The organism is Burkholderiaceae bacterium (assembly GCA_024235995.1).
Lineage (GTDB): Bacteria > Pseudomonadota > Gammaproteobacteria > Burkholderiales > Burkholderiaceae_C > Ottowia.
Map to the genome: position 1 here is coordinate 3161971 of JACKLI010000001.1, position 17243 is coordinate 3179213.

Genomic DNA, 17243 nt, shown 5'->3' on the forward strand with positions numbered 1-17243 from the left:
CCGCTAGGGTCCCGCGCGCTGCAGGCGCCGCACGGCGGGCACGATCTCGCGGCCGATCAGCGAGCGGGCCTGGCCGCGCGCGGCGCTCTCGGGCGTGCGCCGCGAGGTGACGGCCACCACCAGCTGCAGCGCGGGCTCGACGTGAATCCACTGCCCGCCGTAGCCGCTGGCCATGACGCTGCCCGCGCCCAGCCACCACAGGTAGCCGTAGGCCGTGGCCAGCGGCGGACCGCCCGCGCTGTGCCGCCGCGCCAGCTCCTGCATGTGGCCGCGCGGCACCAGCGCGCGGCCTTGCCACTGGCCCTCGGCCAGCACCAGCTCGCCCAGCCGCGCCATCGCGGGCGTGGCAAGCGACAGGCCGATGGCGCCCAGCGCGTGGCCCTGCGCGCCGCGCCGCCAGTCGAAGCGCTCGATGCCCAGCGGCTGGAACAAGCGCCGGCGCGCATAGTCGGCCAGCGGCTCGCCCACCGCCTGGGCCAGCGCCAGCGCCAGCAGGTTGGCGGCGCCGTTGTCGTAGGCAAAGCGCGCGCCGGGCTCGGCCACGAAGGGGCGGCGCGCCAGCCAGCGCAGGTCGTCGTCGCGGTCGCGCCGGGCCGTCTCGTCGGGCGGCCAGCCGGCGGTCATGGCGAGCAGGTGGGCAAAGCGCAGGCGCTGCACGCGCGCGTCGGCGCCCAGGCGCAGCAGGGCCGGCAGGCGCAGCGCCACCAGCTCGTCGGGCCCGCGCACGTGGCCGTCGGCCATGGCCTGGCCGAACAGCAGGGCCAGCACGCTCTTGGTGACGGACTGCACGTCGTGCAGGCTGTCGGCGCTCAAGCCTGGGCGATAGAACTCGAAGGACCGATGGGCGCGATGCACCACCAGCGCGCTCTGCACGTCCGGCCATTGCGTCTGGATGCGCCCCTGCAGACCCGTGAAGGCGCGGTGGTGCATGGCGGCCAGCGGGACGGGTGCGGGCGGCCAGGTCACCGGGGTGCTGGATGGCGCAGGCGCATCCGGGCTTGCATCGCGCGCCCAGGCAGGCCGGGTCGCGGCCAGCACGGCCACCCCGAGCGCCGCCCGCCGCCGTGTCATGAAGCATGCAGATTTCAAGAAAAAATCACCGCCAGCCCGCATCGAGCATGCGCAATTAGCTTCTGTTTTGATAGCTATCGGGGTCACGGCGCACCACGGCACATCAAGCGCCATCGTCCTTGCCGGCCGCCATCCAGCGTGCGACTTGCTCTTGCGCAGCCTGCAGGTCGGCGGGCGTGGCAAAACGCAGCGCCAGCCGTTTTTGCCGCCCCGACGCCCCATGCAGCAGTTCCACCTGGCTCATGGGCAGGCCGAACGTGCGCGCGGCCCATGCGATCAGCGTCGCGTTGGCCTTGCCATCCACCGGCGGCGCGGCCAGCCGCACGCGCAACGCATCGCCGTAGGCGCCCGCGGCCTCGGTGCGCTTGGCGCCGGGCGTGGCGTGGATGGCCAGGCGCAGCTCGAAGGCCGTCACGCTGGCTGCTATTCAAATTCGACGATCGCCTGGTCGACCGCCAGGCTGTCGCCCTTTTGCGCCTTGACCTCCTTGACCACGCCGTCGGCGCTGGCGAACAGCACGTTCTCCATCTTCATGGCCTCGATCACGGCCACACGCTCGCCGGCCTTGACCTCCTGCCCCGCTTGCACGGCCACCTGCACCAGCAGGCCCGGCATGGGCGAGAGCACGTACTTGCTCATGTCCGGCGGCGCCTTGTAGGGCATCAGCCGGTGCAGCTCGGCCGTGCGCGGGTGCATGACCAGGGCGTCGAGCTGGGTGCCGTTGTGGATGACGCGGATCACCAGCGGGTTGTGCGCGCGTCCGCGCTCGAGCTGCGCGGTGAAGGGCTGGCCGTTGCACTGGCCCGTCACGCGGGCCTCGCCCAGGGTGTGCTGAAGCGCCAGCTCATACGTGCGCTCGCCGCCGGCGGCATGCACCGTCACGCGGCTGGCCTCGCCCGGCGCGCCCTCGTCCAGCGTGGTCTCGACGTACTGGTTGTCGCCCGCCTGGCCCAGGGTGCACACCGTGAAGCCGCTGCGCGGCGGGCGCTGGTTGCCCTCCCAGAACTGGCCCTGCAGCGCGCGCGCGCGGTTGCGGTAGAACTTGTTCAGGCAGACGGCCAGGGCCACCAGAAAGCCGGGGTCGGCATGCGGCACGTCGGCGGCCGAAAAGCCGTGCGCGTAGTGCTCGGCGATGAAGCCGGTGTTGAAGTCGCCCGACTGGAACTTGGAATGGGCCAGCAGCGCGGCCTGGAACGGGATGCTGCTTTGCACCCCGCGGATGACGAAGCCGTTGAGCGCCTCGCGCATGCGTGCGATGGCATCAAGCCGGTCCTTGCCGTGCACGATCAGCTTGGCGATCATCGAGTCGTAGTACATCGGGATCTCGCCGCCGTCGACCACACCGGTGTCCACCCGCACGCCCAGCGCCGTGGTGGCCTGGCTTTGCTGCAAGTCCTGCGCCGGCGGCTGAAAGCGCACCAGCCGGCCGGTGGAAGGCAGGAAGTTGCGGAACGGGTCCTCGGCGTTGATGCGGCACTCCATGGCCCAGCCTTCGCGCTTGACGTCGGCCTGCGTGAAGGCCAGCTTCTCGCCCGCGGCCACGCGGATCATCTGCTCGACCAGGTCCAGCCCGGTAATCAGCTCCGTCACCGGGTGCTCCACCTGCAGGCGGGTGTTCATTTCCAGAAAATAAAAATCCTGGTCCTTGCCGACCACGAACTCCACCGTGCCCGCGCTTTGGTACTTGACGGCCTTGGCCAGGGCCACGGCCTGCTCGCCCATGGCCTTGCGCGTGGCGTCGGAGATGAAGGGCGAAGGCGCCTCCTCGATCACCTTCTGGTGCCGCCGCTGGATGGAGCATTCGCGCTCGTTCAGGTAGACCACGTTGCCGTGCGCGTCGCCCAGCACCTGGATCTCGATGTGGCGCGGCTGCTCGACGAACTTCTCGATGAAGATGCGGTCGTCGCCAAAACTGTTGCGCGCCTCGTTCTGGCAGGCGGCAAAGCCCTCCAGCGCCTCCTTGTCGTTGAAGGCCACGCGCAGGCCCTTGCCGCCGCCGCCGGCGCTGGCCTTGATCATCACCGGGTAGCCGATGCCCTGCGCGATCTGCACCGCGCGCTCGGCCGACTCGATGGCGTCGTTGTGGCCGGGGATGGTGTTAACCTTGGCGGCAAGCGCCAGCTTCTTGGACGCGATCTTGTCGCCCATGGCCGCGATCGAATGCGCCTTGGGACCGATGAAGGCAATGCCCTCATCCTCGCAGCGCTTGGCGAAGGCCTCGTTCTCGCTCAGAAAGCCGTAGCCCGGATGGACCGCCTCGGCGCCGGTCTGCCTGGCGGCCTCGATGATCTTGTCGGCCAGCAGGTAGGACTCGCGCGAAGGCGGCGGCCCCAGGCGCACGGCCTCGTCGGCCAGCTTGACGTGGCGCGCCTGCTTGTCGGCGTCGGAATAGACGGCCACGGTGGCGATGCCCATCTTGCGGGCCGTGGCAATGACGCGGCAGGCGATTTCACCGCGGTTGGCAATGAGGATTTTCTTGAACATGGTTGAACTCGAAAAATGAAATGGACGGCGTGCCATCGCACACCGGCTAGTCACGCAGCAAGTGGATCAGGCGCCGGCCGAGATGGAGCCCGACGGGAATCACGGCGATCGCAAAGCTCCAGCCGAATGGCAGATCGAACCCGAAAAGAAGGGTGAAAAACAGCGCGGCGCCCACCAGGCCCCACACCATGGTGGTCACGACGTCGAAGTAAGCCCCCTCGGCGACGTCGTCCTGCAGTGGCCGCTGCGGGCGCCCTTCGCGCCCGCGCCGCTCCCGCCGCAACCACGTGAAGAACAGCACGTCGGCCACCGTCTCCAACAGGGAAAGCAGGAAGTTCATCGCCGCATCGCCTCATCAGAGCGGAATGTTGTCGTGCTTGCGCCACGGGTTTTCCAGCTTCTTGTCCTTCAGCATCGCCAGGCTGCGGCAGATGCGCTGGCGCGTCTCGTGCGGCAGGATCACGTCGTCGATGTAGCCGCGCGCGCCGGCCACGAAGGGGTTGGCAAAGCGCGCTTTGTACTCGGCCTCGCGCGCGGCCAGTTTTTCGGGATCCTTCTTCTCCTCGCGGAAGATGATCTCCACCGCGCCCTTGGCGCCCATCACCGCGATCTCGGCGTTGGGCCAGGCCAGGTTGACGTCGCCGCGCAGGTGCTTGGAGCTCATCACGTCGTAGGCGCCGCCGTAGGCCTTGCGCGTGATGACGGTGATCTTGGGCACCGTGCATTCGGCGTAGGCAAACAGCAGCTTGGCACCGTGCTTGATGATGCCGCCGTATTCCTGGCTGGTGCCGGGCATGAAGCCGGGCACGTCGACGAAGGTCAGGATGGGGATGTTGAAGGCATCGCAAAAACGCACGAAGCGCGCGGCCTTGATGCTGCTCTTGATGTCCAGGCAGCCGGCCAGCACCAGCGGCTGGTTGGCGACGATGCCGACCACGTGGCCGTCCATGCGCGCAAAGCCGATGACGATGTTGGCGGCGTAGTCGGGCTGCAGCTCGAAGAACTCGCCGTCGTCCACCGTCTTGACGATGGCTTCCTTGATGTCGTAGGGCAGGTTCGGGTTCTCCGGCACCAGGGTGTCCAGGCTCAGGTCGGCGCGGTCCACCGCGTCCTGGGTGGGGCGATGCGGCGCCTTCTCGCGGTTGCTGGCGGGGATGTAGTTGAACAGGCGGCGCAGCATCAGCAGCGCCTCGACGTCGTTGTCGAAGGCCAGGTCGGCCACGCCGCTCCTGGTGGTGTGCGTGAGCGCGCCGCCCAGCTCCTCGGCCGTCACGCTCTCGTGCGTCACGGTCTTGACCACCTCGGGGCCGGTGACGAACATGTAAGAGCTGTCCTTGACCATGAAGATGAAGTCCGTCATGGCCGGGCTGTACACCGCGCCGCCGGCGCAGGGGCCCATGATCATGCTGATCTGCGGCACCACGCCCGAGGCCATCACGTTGCGCTGGAACACCTCGGCGTAGCCGCCCAGGCTGGCCACGCCCTCCTGGATGCGCGCGCCGCCCGAGTCGTTCAGGCCGATCACCGGCGCGCCCACCTTCATGGCCTGGTCCATCACCTTGCAGATCTTCTCGGCGTGGGCCTCGCTGAGCGCGCCGCCGAACACCGTGAAGTCCTGGCTGAAGACGAACACCAGGCGGCCGTTGATGGTGCCGTAGCCGGTGACCACGCCGTCGCCGGGAATGTGCGTGGCGTCCATGCCGAAGTCCGCGCAGCGGTGCTCGACGAACATGTCCCATTCCTCGAAGCTGCCCACGTCCAGCAGCACCTCGATGCGCTCGCGCGCGGTGAGCTTGCCCTTGGCGTGCTGCGCATCGATGCGCTTTTGCCCGCCGCCCAGGCGGGCCGCGGCGCGTTTGCTTTCCAGTTGTTCAAGGATGGTGTTCATGTTGGCTCTTTGCAAAAAAAATCACTCACATGGGGTGGCGGCCAAGCCGGCCGTGGCCAGCAGCTGGCGCGCGGCGGTGGATGGCGGCAGCAGCCCCCGTGTCACCTGCTCGGTCACGGCAGCCAGGCTGGCGCGCACGGCAGGGTGCCGGTGGAAGGCGGCCTTCAGGCCCGACTCGATCAGCGCCCACATCCACGCCCGCGCCTGCTGCTGGCGGCGCGCGGCCAGCTTGCCGTTGGCGGTCTGAAGGTCGCGAAAGCGCGTCACGCAATGCCAGAATTCTTCCAGCCCCTCGCCCTTCAGTCCACTGATGCGGATCACCTCGGGGTGCCACTGCCGCGCGTCGTGCAGCATGTGCTCGGGGTTGCCCTGCTGGCCCAGCAGGCGCAGGGCCGACTTGATCTGCGCCTGCGCGCGGATGGCGGCGGCGGGCTCGATGTCGGCCTTGTTGATCACCACCAGGTCGGCCAGCTCCATCACGCCCTTCTTGATGGCCTGCAGGTCGTCGCCGGCGTTGGGCAGCTGCAGCAGCACGAACATGTCGGTCATGCCGCTGACCGCCGTCTCGCTCTGCCCCACGCCCACGGTCTCGACCAGCACCACGTCGTAGCCGGCGGCCTCGCACACCAGCATGGCCTCGCGCGTCTTCTCGGCCACCCCGCCCAGCGTGCCGCTGCTGGGGCTGGGGCGGATGTAGGCTTGCTCCAGCACCGACAAGCGCTCCATGCGCGTCTTGTCGCCCAAGATGGAGCCGCCCGACACGGTGGACGACGGGTCGATGGCCAGCACCGCCACGCGGTGGCCGCGCGCGATCAGGTCAACCCCCAGCGCTTCGATGAAGGTGCTCTTGCCCACCCCCGGCACGCCGCTGATGCCCAGCCGCAGCGACTGGCCGGTGTGCGGCAGCAGCGCCGTCAGCAGCGCATCGGCCTGCGCGCGGTGGTCGGCGCGGGTCGATTCGAGCAGGGTGATGGCCTTGGCGATGGCGCGGCGCCGGGCCATGGGCGCGCCATGCAGCACGGCGTCGACCAGGCGCGAGTCGGCCATGTCCGTCACCCCGTTCGGCAGGCGATTCATGCCCGGTGGGCCTTCCGGATCTGCTCCAGCACGTCCTTGGCGCTGGCCGGGACCGGCGTACCGGGCCCGTAGATGCCCTTGACGCCGGCTTCGTACAAAAAGTCGTAGTCCTGCCGGGGCACCACGCCGCCGACGAAGACCACGATGTCGTCGGCGCCCTGCTTTTTCAGCTCGGCGATGATGGCCGGCACCAGGGTCTTGTGGCCGGCGGCCAGGGTGCTCACGCCCACGGCGTGCACGTCGTTCTCGATCGCCTGGCGCGCGCATTCCTCGGGGGTCTGGAACAGGCTGCCGATGTCCACGTCGAAGCCCAGGTCGGCAAAGGCCGTGGCCACCACCTTGGCGCCGCGGTCGTGGCCGTCCTGGCCCAGCTTGGCGATCATCACGCGCGGACGGCGGCCCTCGGCCTCGGCAAAGGCGTCGATCTCGTGCTTGAGTTTTTCCCAGCCCTCGGCGCCGGCGTAGGCGGCGGCGTACACGCCGCTGACTTTCTGCGTGTCGGCGCGGTGCCGGCCAAAAATCTTTTCCATGGCATCGCTCACTTCGCCCACGGTGGCGCGGGCACGAATCGCGTCGATGGCGGCGGCCAGCAGGTTGCCCTGGCCGCTGGCAGCTATGTTTGTAATAGCTGCCAGCGCTTGCTGCACCCGGGCTGCATTGCGTTTTTGCTTGATGTCCTGCAGGCGCGCGATCTGCGAGTCGCGCACCTTCACGTTGTCCACCTCCAGGATGTCGATGGCGTCTTCCTGCGCCAGCTTGTATTTGTTGACGCCCACGATCACGTCCTGGCCCGAGTCGATGCGCGCCTGCTTCTCGGCCGCGGCGGCCTCGATCTTGAGCTTGGCCCAGCCGCTGTCCACCGCCTTGGTCATGCCGCCCATGGCGTCCACTTCCTCGATGATGGCCCAGGCAGCGTCGGCCATCTCCTGCGTCAGCTTTTCCATCAGGTAGCTGCCGGCCCAGGGATCGACCACGTTGGTGATGTGCGTCTCCTCCTGGATGATGAGCTGCGTGTTGCGCGCGATGCGGGCGGAAAACTCGGTGGGCAGCGCGATCGCCTCGTCGAAGCTGTTGGTGTGCAGGCTCTGCGTGCCGCCAAACACCGCCGCCATGGCCTCGATGGTGGTGCGCACCACGTTGTTGTAGGGGTCCTGCTCGGTCAGGCTCCAGCCGCTGGTCTGGCAGTGCGTGCGCAGCATCAGGCTCTTGGGGTTCTTGGCGTCAAAGCCCTTCATGATGCGGCACCACAGCAGGCGCGCCGCGCGCATCTTGGCGATCTCCAGATAGAAGTTCATGCCGATCGCCCAGAAGAACGACAGGCGCCCGGCAAACGCATCCACGTCCATGCCCTTGGCCAGCGCGGTCTTGACGTATTCCTTGCCGTCGGCCAGGGTAAAGGCCAGCTCCAGTGCCTGCGTGGCGCCGGCCTCCTGCATGTGGTAGCCGCTGATGCTGATCGAGTTGAACTTCGGCATCTTCTGGGCCGTGTACTCGATGATGTCGCCGATGATGCGCATGCTCGGCTCGGGCGGGTAGATGTAGGTGTTGCGGACCATGAACTCCTTGAGGATGTCGTTCTGGATCGTGCCCGCCAGCTGGTCCTGCGCCACGCCCTGCTCCTCGGCCGCCACGATGTAGCCCGCCAGAATGGGCAGCACCGCGCCGTTCATCGTCATCGACACCGAGACCTTGTCCAGCGGAATGCCGTTGAACAGGATCTTCATGTCCTCCACGCTGTCGATGGCCACGCCCGCCTTGCCCACGTCGCCCGTCACGCGCGGATGGTCGCTGTCGTAGCCGCGGTGCGTGGCCAGGTCGAACGCCACCGACACGCCCTGCCCGCCGGCGGCCAGCGCCTTGCGGTAGAAGGCGTTGCTCTCCTCGGCGGTCGAAAAGCCGGCGTACTGGCGGATCGTCCACGGCCGCACCGCGTACATGGTGGCCTGCGGGCCGCGCACGAAGGGCTCGAAGCCCGGCAGCGTGTCGGCATAGGGCAGGCCCTGCACGTCGGCGGCGGTGTACAGCGGCTTGACGGCGATGCCGTCCGGCGTGTGCCAGTCCAGCGCCGCCACGTCGCCACCCGGCGCGGACTTGGCGGCGGCCTTGTTCCAGTCGGCCAGGGTGGAGGGTTTGAAGGCGGGTGCGTCGTGGCTCATGGCGGTCTCGAAAGGGGTTCAGGAAGATGGCCCGTCCACGCCCGTCAACGACCCGGCTCGATGGCAGCCCACTCAATGCCGTAATTATTAATTCAAAATTCAGTTTTTGCACTAGAATCGCAAAAATATTTTTCCCATCCCTGCCCGTGACCGCCACCCTCGCCCCCCGCGCCCTCTACGAAGAAGTGGCCGAGCGCCTGCGCCAGCGCATCTACGCGCGCCAGCTGGCGCCGGGCGAATGGATCGACGAGCTGAAGATCGCCGACGAGCTGGGCATCAGCCGCACGCCGCTGCGCGAGGCGCTGAAGGTGCTGGCCAGCGAGGGCCTGATCACCATGAAGCTGCGCCGCGGCGCCTACGTGACCGAGGCTTCGCCCAAGGACCTGGCCGACGTCTACCACCTGCTGTCGCTGCTGGAAGCCGACGCCACCCGCGCCGTGGCCCAGCACGCCAGCGACGCCGCGCTGGCCGAGCTGGGCGCCCTGCACCAGGAGCTGGAAGACGCCATCGACGACACGGCGCGCTTTTTCGCCCTCAACGAAGCCTTTCACCTGCGCCTGCTGGAGTTGGCCGACAACCGCTGGCGCCTGCAGGTGGTGCAGGATTTGCGCAAGGTGATGAAGCTGCACCGCCAGCACTCGCTGCAAAAATCCGGACGCCCCAGGCAGGCGTTGCTGGAGCACCGCACCCTGATGGCCGCGCTGACAGCACGCGACGGCGAGCGCGCGGCGCGGTGCATGCGCCAGCATTTCGAGGGCGGCCTGGAAGCGGCCAGTTGAAGGGCACGCCCCCATCGGCGATTAGCTCTATGATTGATAGCTGACGGCGCTTGTTTCTTGCGGGCCAGCGGCCCATTGGATCATGAATCACGACACCCCGAAGCCATCCCGTACCACGCGCCGCGGCCTGCTTGCCGCCGCCGGCCTGGCCTGCGTCGTGCCGGCCTGGGCGCGCTCGGCCGACGACGGGCCCTGGCCCCGCGACGAGCGCGTGCCCGGCGGCGTGGCGCGCATCGCCCTGGGCCCCGCGCCCGAGCGCCCGCAGGCCTTCGAGGGCGAGGTGCCATTGCTGGTGGTGGGCGACATGATCGCGTGGACGGCGCTGGTCGGCATCGCGCTGGCCGCCCGGCCGGGCCCACAATCCATCCGCGTGCGCCAGGGCGATGCCGTGCACGAGCTGGCCTACACCATCGTGCCCAAGCGCTACGCCGAGCAGCACCTGAAGGTGGCGCCCCGCACGGTGGACCTGTCGCCCGAAGACCTGGCGCGCTACGAGCGCGAGCGCAAGCACCAGGAAGGCGTGATCGCCACCCTGAGCGCCACGCCCCAGGGCCGCCTGGCCATGCGCCCGCCCGTGCCCGGCAAGCGGTCGGATTCGTTCGGCAAGCGGCGCTTCTTCAACGGCCAGCCGCGCAACCCGCACAGCGGCATGGACATCGCCGCCGCCAGCGGCACGCCCGTGGTGGCGCCGCTGGCCGGCACGGTGGTCGACACGGGCGACTACTTCTTCAACGGCAACACCGTGTGGCTGGACCACGGCGGCGGCCTGCTGTCGATGATGTGCCACCTGAGCCGGATCGACGCCGCGGTGGGCACGCAGCTGGCGGCGGGCGAGCCCCTGGGGCGCGTGGGCGCCACCGGCCGCGTCACCGGGCCGCACCTGCACTGGGGCGTGGTGCTCAACCGCGCCTCGGTCGATCCGGCGCTGTTCCTGGACGTCTGATTCGCGTTTGCGCGGGTTGACAGGGCGCGGCGCACCGGCAAGCATGGCCCGTCGCCATGCGCCCCATGCCATCCCTTTCATTCACCGCCCTGGCCCTGCTGCTCGCCGCCTGGCTGGCCGGCTGCGCCACGCCGCCACCGGCGCCCGTCACCACCCTGGCCGGCATGCGCTTCGTGCGCGTGCCGGCGGGCGAATTCCTGATGGGCAGCGACGAATCGCCCCAGGCGCTGGCGCACGCCTTTCCGCAGGCCGAGGCCAGGCGCCTGGCCCAGTTCGCCGACGAGGCGCCGGTGCACCGCGTGCGCATCACGCACGACTTCTGGCTGGGCCAGACCCAGGTCACGGTGGGGCAGTTCCGGCGCTTCGTCCAGGCCTCGGGCTACGTGCCCGAATCCATCCGCGACGGCACCGGCGGCTACGGCTACAACCCCGGCTACGACCCCGCCCGCACGGCGCGCGGCGACGCCTTCGAGGGGCGCGACCCGCGCTACTCGTGGCTGAGCCCCGGCTTTGCCCAGACCGACGAGCATCCGGTGGTCAACGTGAGCTGGAACGACGCCAACGCCATGGCGCGCTGGATGGGCGCCCAGGCAGGCACACGCTGCCGCCTGCCCACCGAGGCCGAATGGGAATACGCCGCGCGCGCCGGCACGCGCACGCGCTATCCGGCGGGCGACGACCCCGCCGTGCTGCTGGCCAGCGCCAACACCTTCGACCAGTCCGGCGCCGTGCACTGGCCGCGTTGGCGCACGCAGGCCGGCGCCGGCAGCGACGGCTACGCCTTCACCGCGCCGGTGGGCCGCCTGGCCCCCAACGCCTTCGGCCTGCGCGACATGATCGGCAACGTGTGGGAATGGGTGGGCGACTGGTACGGCGAGGACTACTACGCCCGCTCGCCCGTGGACGACCCGCCCGGCCCCGCGGAAGGCACGGTGCGCGTGCGCCGCGGCGGCTCCTGGCACACCTGGCCGCTGTACGCGCGCGTGGCCTTTCGCAACTGGAACACCCCGCAGACGCGCTACGTGCTGGTGGGCTTTCGCCTGCTGTGCGAGGCGCCGCCGGCGGGTTGACCCGGCGCCCGGCCTACTGCGGCGGCGGCAGCGGGGCCGGCAGGCCGGTTGCGCCCGCTTCGCCTTCCCCTTCGTCCTCGTCGCTGGCGGCCTGCGCCAGGCGCTGCAGCGCGCGCGCCACCACCGGGTCGATGTCGACCGGATGCAGATGGCGCCGGAGCATCAGTTTTTCGCAGGTGCGGCGCGTCATGCTGTGCGCCCGCCCGCCGTGGCTGACGAACATGAACAGCGAGCCGTTGTCGCTCATCCAATTCATCTGGGCACGGCGCCACGCACCATGCACGTACAGGTCGGCCCAGTCGCCAGGACGCAGGCGCGCCACCTCGGCCTGGATGCGCGCCATCAATTCGCCCTCGGACAAGGACGCCGGCGCCCCAGCCGCAGGCCGGAGTGCGTCGGCGCGCTCGGTCAACAGGGGCAGGTCGGCACGCTGCGAGGCGCTTGGCACATCGGTCGGCATGGCCGGCTGCGTGGACTCCTCGGGCACCTGGGTGCTGGTCCAGTCCAGGCCCGCCGTGTCCTCGAAGCCGGCTGCCTCGCGCTCGTGGCGACCCAGCCAGGGCTCGTCGGCCTTGCGGGGCGTGGGCCGCTCCTGCGTGCCCCCGGCCTCCGGCGGCGGCATCTCCGCCCAATCCTGGTCGATGCGCACGAAGCCCGAGGCCTCCACGTCCTGCGCGCTGCGCAGGCGGCGCAGCCGCAGCACCGGGTCGTGATAGTGCAGCAGCGCGTCGAAGAAAGCCTGCGTCTCGGCCGGCTCCTTGCCCAGCATGTCCAGGCCCCGGCGCAGGGTCATGATGACGCCCGGCACCACCTCGAACAGGCGCGCCGGCCGCTTCATCGCCTGCTCGCGGTTGACCGACCACAGCAGGTCGCTGACCACGGCCAGGTAGCCGCCCGGATCGAGCTTGGCGCCCTTGTGCGTCAGCTGCGCGTGCGCAATCACCAGCGACCAGTCGCGATACAGGAAGTCGGCCACCATGGCGGGCACGCCCACCAGGTCGGAGCGCAGGCTGAATTCCCAGGCAATGCGGTCGGCCAGTGCCTGGCGCTCCTGGGCAAACTGCATGGAGTGCTGCAGCTGTTCGCGCGCGCTCTGCTCGCCCTCGTCCTGCGCCTGCCAGTCGGCCTGCAGCGACACGCGACGCGCCTCGAAGTCGCCGGGCGTGGCGGCCGACAGCCCGACCAGTTCGCGCACGGCGGCGCGCACCGGCGCCATGAAGCGCTCGAACTCGGGGGCGAACTCGTCGTTGTACTTGAAGCTGCGCTGGGCGATGGCCTCGACCAGCACGCGCGCCGGGTGCGACTCGTCGCCGAAGAAGCGCGGGTCGTCCAGCGCCATGCGCAGCAGTGCCGGCTCCAGCGCAACGAAGGCCTCGCGCACCGGTGCCAGCATGCGTTCGTCGCCCGCCACCTGGTTGATCAGCGCGCGCACCGCATCCAGGCCCAGCACCTGGCTGATGCGCGCGGCCTGGGCCTTGAGCCGCATCAGCGTGTCGGTGCGCGCCCGCGCCGAGCCCCATTCGCCCCACTCGTCGGGCGGCAGCGGGCGATCGACGCCGACGCGCGGCGCCGAACGCTCCATCACGTCCTGGCTGCGGCGGCGCTCCTGCTCCTGCTCGTACGCCAGCGTGTCGAACCCCGCCTCCGGCCGGCGCACCAAGGCCTTCATTTCGGCCTCGACCGCGTCGTAGTAACCCTGCGGCAGGGGCTCGTCGTGGGCCTCGATCCATTGCGGCTGATACAGAAAGTCGCGGATCACCCCCGCGTCCACGGCGGGCTTGGCCTGCGACAGCTGCTCCATCCGCGGCACGAAGCTGCGCCGGCGCCCGCCGCGACCCGAACCGCGTGCGCCGCTCCCATCCATCAACGCCAGGCCGTCCGTTGCGCCGCCGGCCAACCCCGCACCGGTGGCGGCGTGGCCACCGGCACCGGTGCCGCCCGCCACCGCGTCGGCATCCGACGCTTCACCCGAATCCGACCCTCCCAACCGTCCCGAGCCACCGCCCCCACCCCCGCCGTCCACCAGCCGCAGGCGATAGCGCGCCTCCTCGACCCCATGGGCCGCCAGCATGGTGTTCAGCGCCTCGTACAGCGCGTGCATCTCGGCCGCGAAGGGGCGGCCCATATGGCGAATCCAGTGGCCGCGCACCTCCGGCGCCTCGAGCTGAGCTTCCAGCACCTGCAGCAGCGCCGCGCAAAACACGTCGGGGCGAAACGGGTTCAGGTCCGCGCGCACCACCGGCAGGCCCAGCACCGAGCTCATCAGCGAATCGAGCACGCCCAGCGAGCGCTCGATCACCGGCATCGCGCTTTGCTGCAGGCGCGAGGCTTCGACAAAGCGCGCCACCTCGATGTCGTCCAGCAACGCCAGCACCGACGCCTCGCGCTCCGACTCCCGCTGGGGCTCGGCGTCGGCTTCCTGCCGCAAGGCGCGTTCGACGCCCTGCATCAGGACCCGCGGAAATTCGGCACGCAGCCGCGGCGCATGGCGCAGCAGCGCCGCGTGCGCATCGCCCAACTGCAGCCGGCGCGCCACCGAGCGCGCACCGCGCTCCGCCTCCTCGATCGCGCCGCACGCCGCCTGCACCGTGCGCTCCACCATGGGCGCGGCCTGCAGCAGCACCTCGCGCTTGCTGCGCTCGATCAGTGGACTGTGGTCGCGGGCAGCGTGCATGAACGGTCAGTGCGCCTGAGCGCCGAAGATGACGTCGACCGGCACCTGCGGTTGCAGCGCGTCATTGAACAAAACCTGGACAGTCGACATGGTGCAATCAGCGCCAGCACGGCGCCTCGGTCGGTGATCGTGCCGCGACGAGGGGCCAGGCCCGTTCAGGCCGGCAGCGGCTGTGTCAAATATACCGCCTCGCGCCCAACGATCGGTTGGCGCGTGGGCATGAAAACGGTGCATTGGTCACAGGGCGAGCGGATTTCGCCTGCCTCGCCGTCGGTGGCGATGAGCTCGCCTTGTGCAAAAGTCTCGAAGCCCTGCAGCGGCCTCGCGAAGCGAAATGCCCCGGTTTGCACCATGCAGGTGCGCAACAGTTCGAAGCGCCGCTGGGGTGTTGGCTGGCCGCTCGGCGCAGGCGCGTCGATCAGGCCGAAGTGCGCCAGGAAGTCCTGCGCCGTGCGCGTGGCCACCTCGGCGCTGGCGCGCAGAAAGTGCTGGCCGCACTCGACCACCAGGGCCACGCCGGCGTCGCCGCCCGCCAGCCCATGGCGCCCGTGCTGGATCAGCGGCGTGCCGCTGCCCAGCCCGCTGGGCATCACCAGGTGCGTGCCGACCACGCCCCGCGCGCCGATGGCGAGCGCCGCCTGCCGGTTGCGCTCGAAGCCGGGGTAGACCCAGAACGGCCCGCCGTCATGGCTGGTCGAGTGGATGTCCAGGATGTGGTCGGCCGCGGCGACCACCGGGCGCAGCTCGCGCGCCCGGCGCAGCTCGGGGCTGTCCTCGGCGCCATCGAGCCAGTCGGCCGACCACACGCGGTTGAGGTTGTGCACCAGCTGCCGGTTGGCAAACGGGTCCTCGGCCTTGAAGGCCTCGTAGGCTTCGACGTGGGCGAAGCTCACCGTCAGCGTGCCGATCCGCGGGCGCACCCCTGTGTCCAGCAGGTGCGTGGCGGCCACCATGCCGCAGATCTCGTTGCCGTGCGTCAGCGCGTTGATCAGCACGTGCGGGCCCGGCAGGCCGGAGTCGAAGCGGTGCACGTAGTCGATGCCGGTGTTGCCGGCGCGGTAGGCCGACAGATCGCGCGGCAGCACTTCCAGGGGCGTGTCGTTGAGCTTCATGATGAATCGAAGGGGTTGCAGGCGCGGCAGGGCGTCGCGGCGCCCGCTTGGCGCACATCACGCACAATCGGCGCATGACCCAAGCCTTGCAGGATATCGCCTTTTCCATGCTCGATCTGGTGCCCGTGCGCGAGGGGCGGTCGGTGGCCGATGCGCTGGCGGTGGCGCTGGCCACGGCGCGGCATGTCGAGCGCCTGGGCTTCGCGCGCTACTGGATGGCCGAGCACCACAACATGATCGGCATCGCCTCCTCGGCCACGGCCGTGCTGGTGGGCCACATCGCCGGCGGCACCGAGCGCATCCGCGTCGGCTCCGGCGGCGTGATGCTGCCCAACCACGCGCCGCTGGTGGTGGCCGAGGCCTTCGGCACCCTGGCCGAGCTGTACCCCGGCCGCATCGACCTGGGCCTGGGCCGCGCGCCCGGCACCGACCCCATGACCATGCGCGCGCTGCGCCGCGACCGCGTGGAGACGGTGGAGGACTTTCCGCGCGACGTGGCCGAATTGCAGCACCTGCTGGACGCGCCCCAGCCCGGCCAAAAGCTGATCGCCACGCCGGGCGCGGGCACGCGCGTGCCGGTCTGGCTGCTGGGCTCCAGCCTGTTTTCGGCGCAGCTGGCGGCCGAGCGCGGCCTGCCCTACGCCTTTGCCTCGCATTTCGCGCCCGCGCTGCTGCTGCAGGCCATCGAGCTGTACCGCCGCCTGTTCAAGCCCTCCGCGCAGTGCCCGCGGCCCTACGTGATGATCGGCGTGCCGGTGGTGGCCGCCCCCACCGACGAGGAGGCCCTGCACCTGGCCGGCAGCGTGTTTCAGCGCGTGCTGGGCATCCTGCGCGGCGCCCGTGGCCTGCTGCAGCCGCCGCAGGAAGGCTTCTTTGCCCGACTGAGCGAGGCCGAGCGCGCCGGCATCGCCGACTTCCTGGCCTGTGCCGTGATCGGCGGCCCGCAAACCGTGCGCGCCGGCCTGCAGGCGCTGGCCGAGCAGACCGGCTGCGACGAGATGATGCTGGTGTGCGACGTGTACGACCCCGCGCTGCGCCTGCGCGCGCTCGACATCGCCACAGCCGCGCGCGAAGCCGCGCCGAAATAAAATCGGGCCGCAAACACCCACGGTTTGCACCTTCATGGACACTCTTGGCAATCTGTTCGTCGTCGCCGCGCCCAGCGGCTCTGGCAAGTCAAGCCTGGTCAAGGCACTGATGGAGGTGGATGCCGGCGTGGCTCCTTCCGTCTCGCACACCACGCGCGCGCCGCGCGGCCAGGAAAAGGACGGGCGGGAATATTTCTTCGTCGACCGCGCCACCTTCGACCGCATGATCGAGGCGGGCGACTTCTTCGAGTGGGCCCAGGTGCACGGCAACCGCTACGGCACCTCGCGCCAGGCCATTGCCGCGCGCATGCAGGCCGGTGGCGACGTGGTGCTGGAGATCGACTGGCAGGGCGCGCTGCAAATCCGGCGGCTGTTTGCCAGCGCCATCCTGATCTTCGTGCTGCCGCCCAGCTGGGACGAGTTGCGCGCGCGCCTGCAGCGGCGCGGCGAGGATTCCGACGAGGTGATCGAGCTGCGCCTGGCCAATGCGCGCGAGGAACTGGCCCAAGTCAAGCACTTCGACTACGTTATAATCAATAAGGTATTCGAGCGCGCGCTGTTTGACCTCAAGGCCATCGTCCACGCGCAACGCCTGAGATTCAGCGCCCAGAAACGCGTCCACGCCGACACGTTCAAGGCCCTCGACATCGACTGATCCACCCCTTACCCACAGCACCCGCCATGGCCCGCATCACCGTCGAAGACTGTCTCGAAAAAATCCCCAACCGCTTCCAACTGGTGCTGGCCGCCACCTACCGCGCGCGCATGCTCAGCCAGGGCCACGCCCCCAAGGTCGAGACCACCAACAAGCCCGGCGTGACCGCGCTGCGCGAGATCGCCGCCGGCCAGGTCGGCTTGGAAATGCTCAAAAAGGTGCCCTGAGCGCACCCGCGCCATGAAC

General features: G+C 69.7%; 15 protein-coding genes. 6 read left to right on the top strand and 9 right to left on the bottom strand.

Features of this window, described 5'->3' with window-relative positions:
• Nucleotides 1-3 precede the first annotated feature (3 nt).
• The 7 genes from H6927_15155 to scpA form a co-directional block, all read right to left on the bottom strand.
• Complete coding sequence (locus tag H6927_15155) at nucleotides 4-966, bottom strand: serine hydrolase (GenBank protein ID MCP5219429.1); 963 nt, start codon at nucleotides 964-966, stop codon at nucleotides 4-6.
• Between the two features lie 208 nt (nucleotides 967-1174).
• Complete coding sequence (locus H6927_15160; GenBank protein MCP5219430.1) at nucleotides 1175-1486, bottom strand: DUF167 domain-containing protein; 312 nt, start codon at nucleotides 1484-1486, stop codon at nucleotides 1175-1177.
• A gap of 8 nt (nucleotides 1487-1494) precedes the next feature.
• A complete protein-coding gene (locus H6927_15165) occupies nucleotides 1495-3555 on the bottom strand; it encodes an acetyl/propionyl/methylcrotonyl-CoA carboxylase subunit alpha (protein ID MCP5219431.1) in 2061 nt (686 codons plus the stop codon).
• A 46-nt stretch (nucleotides 3556-3601) separates the two neighbouring features.
• Nucleotides 3602-3895, bottom strand: a complete 294-nt coding sequence (locus H6927_15170) for a hypothetical protein (GenBank protein ID MCP5219432.1) — start codon at nucleotides 3893-3895, stop codon at nucleotides 3602-3604.
• Nucleotides 3896-3910: 15 nt separating this feature from the next.
• Nucleotides 3911-5443, bottom strand: coding sequence for an acyl-CoA carboxylase subunit beta (locus tag H6927_15175; GenBank protein MCP5219433.1), 1533 nt, complete (start codon nucleotides 5441-5443; stop codon nucleotides 3911-3913).
• Between the two features lie 21 nt (nucleotides 5444-5464).
• Nucleotides 5465-6490 (bottom strand): methylmalonyl Co-A mutase-associated GTPase MeaB, encoded by a 1026-nt coding sequence (gene meaB, locus H6927_15180; GenBank protein MCP5219434.1) that lies wholly within the window; start codon nucleotides 6488-6490, stop codon nucleotides 5465-5467.
• Between the two features lie 26 nt (nucleotides 6491-6516).
• Nucleotides 6517-8676: a methylmalonyl-CoA mutase gene (gene scpA / locus H6927_15185; protein MCP5219435.1), complete on the bottom strand. Its 2160-nt coding sequence runs from the start codon at nucleotides 8674-8676 to the stop codon at nucleotides 6517-6519.
• A 26-nt stretch (nucleotides 8677-8702) separates the two neighbouring features.
• On the opposite strand from scpA, the gene H6927_15190 reads away from it, so the two are divergent.
• The 3 genes from H6927_15190 (at nucleotide 8703) to H6927_15200 (ending at nucleotide 11468) form a co-directional block, all read left to right on the top strand.
• On the top strand, nucleotides 8703-9455 hold the full coding sequence (locus tag H6927_15190; protein MCP5219436.1) for a GntR family transcriptional regulator: 753 nt from the start codon (nucleotides 8703-8705) through the stop codon (nucleotides 9453-9455).
• 82 nt (nucleotides 9456-9537) lie between these two features.
• Nucleotides 9538-10398, top strand: coding sequence for a peptidoglycan DD-metalloendopeptidase family protein (locus H6927_15195; GenBank protein ID MCP5219437.1), 861 nt, complete (start codon nucleotides 9538-9540; stop codon nucleotides 10396-10398).
• 56 nt (nucleotides 10399-10454) lie between these two features.
• The gene (locus H6927_15200; GenBank protein MCP5219438.1) at nucleotides 10455-11468 is read left to right on the top strand and encodes a formylglycine-generating enzyme family protein; all 1014 of its coding nucleotides are present in this window, start codon (nucleotides 10455-10457) and stop codon (nucleotides 11466-11468) included.
• A gap of 13 nt (nucleotides 11469-11481) precedes the next feature.
• Here H6927_15200 and H6927_15205 read toward each other — a convergent pair whose 3' ends face one another.
• Nucleotides 11482-14142 (bottom strand): DUF1631 family protein, encoded by a 2661-nt coding sequence (locus tag H6927_15205; GenBank protein MCP5219439.1) that lies wholly within the window; start codon nucleotides 14140-14142, stop codon nucleotides 11482-11484.
• A gap of 155 nt (nucleotides 14143-14297) precedes the next feature.
• Entirely contained in the window at nucleotides 14298-15254 is a 957-nt protein-coding gene (locus H6927_15210) for a succinylglutamate desuccinylase/aspartoacylase family protein (GenBank protein MCP5219440.1), read from the bottom strand.
• A gap of 107 nt (nucleotides 15255-15361) precedes the next feature.
• On the opposite strand from H6927_15210, the gene H6927_15215 reads away from it, so the two are divergent.
• From H6927_15215 to H6927_15225, 3 genes are read left to right on the top strand one after another with little or no spacing between them, the layout of a single operon-like run.
• On the top strand, nucleotides 15362-16342 hold the full coding sequence (locus tag H6927_15215; GenBank protein ID MCP5219441.1) for an LLM class flavin-dependent oxidoreductase: 981 nt from the start codon (nucleotides 15362-15364) through the stop codon (nucleotides 16340-16342).
• Between the two features lie 34 nt (nucleotides 16343-16376).
• Complete coding sequence (gene gmk, locus H6927_15220) at nucleotides 16377-16997, top strand: guanylate kinase (GenBank protein MCP5219442.1); 621 nt, start codon at nucleotides 16377-16379, stop codon at nucleotides 16995-16997.
• A 26-nt stretch (nucleotides 16998-17023) separates the two neighbouring features.
• Nucleotides 17024-17224, top strand: coding sequence for a DNA-directed RNA polymerase subunit omega (locus tag H6927_15225; protein MCP5219443.1), 201 nt, complete (start codon nucleotides 17024-17026; stop codon nucleotides 17222-17224).
• The last annotated feature ends 19 nt before the right edge of the window (nucleotides 17225-17243 follow it).

Coding starts and splice junctions, on each gene's coding strand:
- H6927_15165 (MCP5219431.1), bottom strand. CDS start 3,555: ATGTTCAAGAAAATCCTCATTGCCAACCGCGGTGAAATCGCCTGCCGC.
- H6927_15170 (MCP5219432.1), bottom strand. CDS start 3,895: ATGAACTTCCTGCTTTCCCTGTTGGAGACGGTGGCCGACGTGCTGTTC.
- H6927_15175 (MCP5219433.1), bottom strand. CDS start 5,443: ATGAACACCATCCTTGAACAACTGGAAAGCAAACGCGCCGCGGCCCGC.
- meaB (MCP5219434.1), bottom strand. CDS start 6,490: ATGGCCGACTCGCGCCTGGTCGACGCCGTGCTGCATGGCGCGCCCATG.
- scpA (MCP5219435.1), bottom strand. CDS start 8,676: ATGAGCCACGACGCACCCGCCTTCAAACCCTCCACCCTGGCCGACTGG.
- H6927_15190 (MCP5219436.1), top strand. CDS start 8,703: ATGGCCCGTCCACGCCCGTCAACGACCCGGCTCGATGGCAGCCCACTC.
- H6927_15195 (MCP5219437.1), top strand. CDS start 9,538: ATGAATCACGACACCCCGAAGCCATCCCGTACCACGCGCCGCGGCCTG.
- H6927_15200 (MCP5219438.1), top strand. CDS start 10,455: ATGCGCCCCATGCCATCCCTTTCATTCACCGCCCTGGCCCTGCTGCTC.
- H6927_15205 (MCP5219439.1), bottom strand. CDS start 14,142: ATGCACGCTGCCCGCGACCACAGTCCACTGATCGAGCGCAGCAAGCGC.
- H6927_15210 (MCP5219440.1), bottom strand. CDS start 15,254: ATGAAGCTCAACGACACGCCCCTGGAAGTGCTGCCGCGCGATCTGTCG.
- H6927_15215 (MCP5219441.1), top strand. CDS start 15,362: ATGCTCGATCTGGTGCCCGTGCGCGAGGGGCGGTCGGTGGCCGATGCG.
- gmk (MCP5219442.1), top strand. CDS start 16,377: ATGGACACTCTTGGCAATCTGTTCGTCGTCGCCGCGCCCAGCGGCTCT.
- H6927_15225 (MCP5219443.1), top strand. CDS start 17,024: ATGGCCCGCATCACCGTCGAAGACTGTCTCGAAAAAATCCCCAACCGC.